This is a genomic window from Micromonospora sp. NPDC049580 (genome assembly GCF_040675595.1).
Lineage (GTDB): Bacteria > Actinomycetota > Actinomycetes > Mycobacteriales > Micromonosporaceae > Micromonospora.
On the sequence record NZ_JBFAPG010000397.1, the window covers coordinates 1 to 5,900 of the forward strand.

Below are 5,900 nucleotides of genomic sequence, written 5' to 3' on the forward strand. Positions count from 1 at the left end.
TCCACCCCGAACGCCCAGGGCCGGCGTGTTTCCTTCCGGTCAACCCATTGACAGGGCCGTGGTTGCGCGGAAGCATCTGCCCAACATCCACGGTTCTGCCCTCGCTTGTCACGCACGTCCGATGACAACGATGTCAGGTCCGACCCGTCCGTCCACGATCGACAGCAGCAGCCACCGTCCCCTCCCGCCCAGACGTACGACGTACTCGACCGGATCGAGTCGAAAGGCCCCGCCCCCATGCCGTATCTCCCTCGTGCGCGCACCGTGTCCCTCCGGATGGCAGCCGCGACCACCGCCGCCCTGCTGCCGCTGGGGCTGGTCGTCGCCGCGCCCCTGGCCAACGCCGCGCCCAGTGCCGCCCCACCGGGCTCCTTCAGCTCCTCGTTCGAGTCGGCCGACCCGCAACCCGCCACCAGCACCGTCGAGGTCGACAGCTCGGGCCGGCCCGTGCAGGGCAACCTGAGCGGATCGAGCAGCGCGAACCTGCCCGGCAGCCTGCTCGGCCAGGTCGATGCCGTGACCGCGAGCGCCCAGAACCCGCCGAACGAGATCGCGGCGAACCTCGCCGACGGCAACCCGTCGACCAAGTGGCTGGCGTTCGAACCGACCGGCTGGGTGACGTACCGGCTGGCGAAGCCGGCGGTCGTGGCGCGGTACGCGCTGACCTCTGCCGACGACGAACCGACCCGCGACCCCCGCGACTTCACCCTCCAGGGCTCCACCGACGGCAACACCTGGACGGACCTGGACCGGCAGACGCAGCAGCGCTTCGCCAAGCGGTTCGCCACCAACACGTACCGCGTCTCCAACACGACCGCGTACGGCTGGTACCGGCTGTCCATCTCCGCGAACTCCGGTAACTCCCTGACCCAGCTCGCCGGCTGGGACATCAGCGACGGCTCGGACGTCCGCCCGCCCGCCACGCCCATGGTCACCGGCGTCGGCCCCGGGCCGGTCGGCGGCTACACGACGAAGCCGAGCGCCGGCTTCACCGGGCTGGCCGCGCTGCGCTACTCCGGCGGAGCGGAGGCCGACGGCCGCTCGTACGCGACGAACAGGCTCTTCGACGTCGACATCCCGGTCGGGCCGAACACCCGCCTGTCCTACCGGATCTTCCCCGAGTTCACCGGCCAGGACGCCCGGTACCCGTCCACCTACGCGGCCGTCGACCTGCACTTCACCGACGGCAGCTACCTCAGCGGACGGTCGGCGGTGGACCAGCACGGTTACGCGCTGACGCCGGCCGGCCAGGGCGCGTCGAAGGTGCTCTACGCCGACCAGTGGAACGCGGTGCGCGCCGACATCGGCGCCGTCGCCCGGGGCAAGACGATCGACCGCGTCCTGCTCGCCTACGACAACCCGCAGGCGACCGGGGAGACCCGGTTCCAGGGCTGGCTCGACGACGTCGAGGTGACCGGTTCGCCGGCGGCGATCGACGGCTCCCGGCTGACCAACTACGTCGACACCCGGCGCGGGACCAACTCGACGGGCGGGTTCTCGCGCGGCAACAACCTGCCGATCACCGCGGTGCCGAACGGCTTCAACTTCTTCACCCCGGTGACCGACGCGACCTCCGACTCCTGGGAGTACGAGTACCACCGCGCCAACAACGCGGCCAACCTGCCCACGTTGCAGGGCCTCGCGATCTCCCACGAGCCCAGCCCGTGGATGGGCGACCGCAACCAGATGTCGGTGATGCCGGTGGCCGGCGACGGCCCCCTCACCGGGTCACCCGCCAGCCGCGCGCTCGCCTTCCGGCACGACGACGAGACGGCACAGCCGGACCTCTACCGGGTCACGACGCAGAGCGGTCTGGTGGCGGAGATGTCACCCACCGACCACGCCGGGATCATGCGGTTCACCTTCGGCCCCGGCCCGGCGACCGGAAGTCTCGTCTTCGCCAAGGGCACGTTCACCATCGGCGCCGACGGCACCTTCACCGGCTGGGTCGACAACGGAAGCGGCCTGTCCGCCGGGCGCAGCCGCATGTTCGTCTCCGGCGCCTTCGACCGCGCGCCGACGACGTCCACCGCGACGTCCGCCACCTTCGACGTCTCCGCCGAGCGGCAGGTGACGATGCGGATCGCCACCTCGTTCCTCTCCGTCGACCAGGCCCGCCGCAACCTCGACCTGGAGGTGACCGGCCGGAGCTTCGATGCGATCCGCGACGCCGCCACCGCCGCGTGGAAGGACCGCCTCGGCCGGGTCGAGCTGCGGGGCGCGACCGAGACCCAGCTGGTCACCATGTACTCGAACCTGTACCGGCTGAACCTGTACCCGAACTCCCAGTCGGAGAACACCGGCACCGCCGCCGCACCCCACTGGCAGTACGCCAGCCCGGTGTCCGCGCCGACCGGCACGTCGACCGCCACCCGGACCGGCGCGAAGATCGTCGACGGCCAGATCTACGTCAACAACGGCTTCTGGGACACCTACCGCACCGTATGGCCCGCCTACTCGCTGCTCTACCCGGACGTCGCCGCCAGGATCTCCGACGGTTTCGTCCAGCACTACCGTGACGGCGGCTGGATCGCCCGCTGGTCGTCGCCCGGCTACGCCGACCTGATGACCGGCACCAGCGCGAACGTGGCTCTCGCTCAGGCGTACCTCACCGGGGTCAAGCTGCCCGACCCGCTCGCGGCGTACGACGCGGCCGTCAAGGACGCGACCGTCGCGTCCGGGCGCGGCGCGGTCGGACGCAAGGGCATCGAGACCTCGCTGTTCCTCGGCTACACGCCGACCTCCACGGGGGAGTCGGTGTCGTGGGCGCTGGAGGGATACATCAACGACTACGGCATCGGCAACATGGCCGCTGCCCTGGCGAAGGACCCGGCCACGCCGAAGTCGCGGCGGGACCAGCTCAAGGAGGAGTCGCGGTACTTCCTGGAGCGTGCCCGCAACTACGTCCACCTCTTCGACGAGAAGACGAAGCTCTTCCAGGGCCGCGACGCCTCCGGCGCGTTCCTCGCCGGTGACCCGCTGGACTGGGGTGGCGTCTACACCGAGACCAACGGGTGGAACTTCGCGTTCACCGCACAGCAGGACCCGCAGGGCCTGATCAACCTGTACGGCGGGCAGAAGGCCCTGCGCGACAAGCTCGACACCTTCTTCACCACCCCGGAGAACGCCGACCGCCCCGGCGGCTACGGCGGCATCATCCACGAGATGCTCGAGGCTCGCGCGGTGCGCCTGGGTCAGCTCGGCATGAGCAACCAGCCGTCGCACCACATTCCGTACCTGTACGACATCGCCGGCGCGCCCGCGAAGACGCAGGCCATCGTGCGCGAGATCATGCAGCGCCTCTACGTCGGAAGCGAGATCGGCCAGGGCTACCTGGGCGACGAGGACAACGGGGAGATGTCGGCCTGGTACGTCCTCAGCTCGCTGGGCATCTACCCGTTGCAGGCGGGCTCGACCCACTGGGCCATCGGCTCGCCGCAGTTCACCAGGATGACCGTCCACCGCCCGACCGGCGACATCGTGGTCAACGCCGCGAACAACAGCACCCGCAACGTGTACGTGCAGAGCGTCAAGGTCAACGGCAAGAAGCAGCGCGAGGTGTCCGTCGACGTGTCCGCGCTCGCCCGGGGCGCCACGATCGACTTCCAGATGGGACCGAACCCGTCGTCCTGGGGCACCGGCCGCGACGACGGGCCGCCGTCGTTGACGAAGGGTGACGCGGCACCGGAGCCGTTGCAGGACGTCACCGGACCCGGTCTGGGCACCGCCACCGCCAGCGGCGGTCAGGACGCGTCGAAGCTGTTCGACGACTCGTCGACCACGCAGCTGACCGCGTCGTCGGGCACGCCGCAGATCAGCTGGGCCTCCCGTGGCGGCCGCCAGAAGCCGACGTACTACACGCTCACCTCCGGCGCGGGCGCCGGTGACGCGGCGGACTGGCGGCTGCAGGGCTCCACCGACGGTCTCACCTGGAGCACCCTGGACTCCCGCGCGGGCGAGGTGTTCCGCTGGCGCAACCAGACCCGGCCGTTCCGGATCGACAAGCCGGGGCGGTACTCCCAGTTCCGCCTCGTCGTGACGAAGACCGTCGGCGCCGCGCAGCCGACCCTCGCCGAGATCGAGCTGCTCGCCGGCGGCGACCTCGACCTGGGCGGCGGCGACATCACGGTGACCGCCACGGACGGCGGGCACGCGCTCTCCGGCGCACCCGCGACGGTGGCGCTGGGCACGGTCACCGGCGGCGCCGCCGACGACTACTCGGCGACGATCGACTGGGGTGACGGCTCACCGGCCACCGAGGGCACCCTGACGCTGAGTTCACGGGCCGTCTACCGCGTCAGCGGCGAACACACCTACGCCACGCCCGGCTACCACCAGGCGAACGTCACCGTCACCGACGGCACCAGCCAGGGCTCGGTGACGGTCGGCGTCGACGTCGCGTACGCGCCACAGAACGGTCTCGCCGCGGCGTTCGACACCGTGTGCGTCGGCGACGAGGGCACCCTCGCGGCGGACTGCGACGCGAAGTCGTGGGCGTACTCGCGGGCCGCCCTGGCCGCGGCCGGCGTGACCCAGGGTCAGCGGCAGCAGGTGCCGGGCACGGCGCTGGGCTTCACCCTGCCGCAGATCCCGGCCGGGCAACCGGACAACGCCACCGGCAACGGCGCGACGATCGCTCTGCACCTGCCGTCCGACGCCCGGAACATCTCGTTCATCGGCGCCGGCACGCAGGGCAACCAGAGCACCGCCGGCACGGTGACGTTCAGCGACGGCAGCACCGCCAGCATCCCGATCCAGTTCAGTGACTGGACGCTGGGCGGCAACGCCAACGGCACCCCGTCGTACGGCAACATCGTGGTCGCGAAATCCGCGTACCGGCTCAGTGGCACGAGCCGCGACGGCGCGCAGCCGTTCCTGTTCGCCACCACGCCGTACCAGATCCCGGCGGGTAAGACGCTGGTCTCGGTGACCCTGCCGACGCAGACCGGCGATCCCCGCTCGGCGGGCCGGATCCACGTGTTCGCCGTCGCCGACGACGGCACGCCGGCCGCCGCGCTGGCGACCACCGCCCCCGCCGACCAGAGCGTCGACGCCGGGCAGGTCCTCGCGGCGAACCTCGGGTCGGTGACCGGCGGTGTCGCCGGCGCGACCGGCTACCGCGCCCGCGTCCAGTGGGGCGACGGCACGGTTCCGGACGACGTCACGGTCGGCGCGGCCGGCGCGCTGAGCGGCCAGCACACCTACGCGCGGGAGGGCACCTACACGGTGCACGTCACGGCGTGGGACACGCTGTCGAGCAGCACCACCACCTTCACCGTTACCGTCCGGCGTGCCGGGCCGCAGCCGACGCTCGCGGTGTCCGGGGCTCAGCCGGTCGTCGCCGGTGACGCGGTCACGGTCGACGGCAGCGGGTTCGCCGCCGGCGAGCGGGTGACGGTGGTTCTGGCCGCCGGCACGACGCGGAGCGTGACGGTCTCGGCGTCCGCGACGGGCACGGTCCGCGCCTCCGTCGCGACGTCGGGGGACACGACCCCGGGCCGGTACGCCGTCAGCGCCACCGGCGCGTCCTCGGGTACGCCGGCGACGGCCACCGTCCAGGTGACCGCGCGTCCGGCGGGCCCGGCCTACCAGCCGCGGGTGTCGCTGCCCACGACGTCCGGACCGCGCGGTATGTCGATCACGGTCGACGGTTCCGGGTTCGCGCCGAACGAGGCGATCACGGTCAGCGTCGGCGACGGTCGTGCGGTCGGCACGGTACGCGCGAACGGCGACGGCGTGGTCTCCGGCGCGACCGTCACCGTTCCGGATTCGGCGCAGCCGGGCGTGACCAGTGTGACGCTGTCCGGCGCCACGTCGGCGACGGCGGTGTCCCGACCGTTCACGGTCACCGGCGCGAAGTAAGCCGGGAACAACACAGTCGGGCGGGCCGTGCTTCACGG

General features: G+C 71.7%; 1 protein-coding gene. It reads left to right on the forward strand.

Annotated features, from left to right (window positions below):
* Positions 1-276: 276 nt before the first annotated feature.
* Complete coding sequence (locus AB0J68_RS25075; RefSeq protein WP_363940634.1) at positions 277-5,862, forward strand: GH92 family glycosyl hydrolase; 5,586 nt, start codon at positions 277-279, stop codon at positions 5,860-5,862.
* Positions 5,863-5,900: the final 38 nt, after the last annotated feature.

Bases quoted from the DNA above. Each gene is read 5' to 3' on its own strand.
- AB0J68_RS25075 (WP_363940634.1), top strand. From the start codon at position 277: ATGGCAGCCGCGACCACCGCCGCCCTGCTGCCGCTGGGGCTGGTCGTC.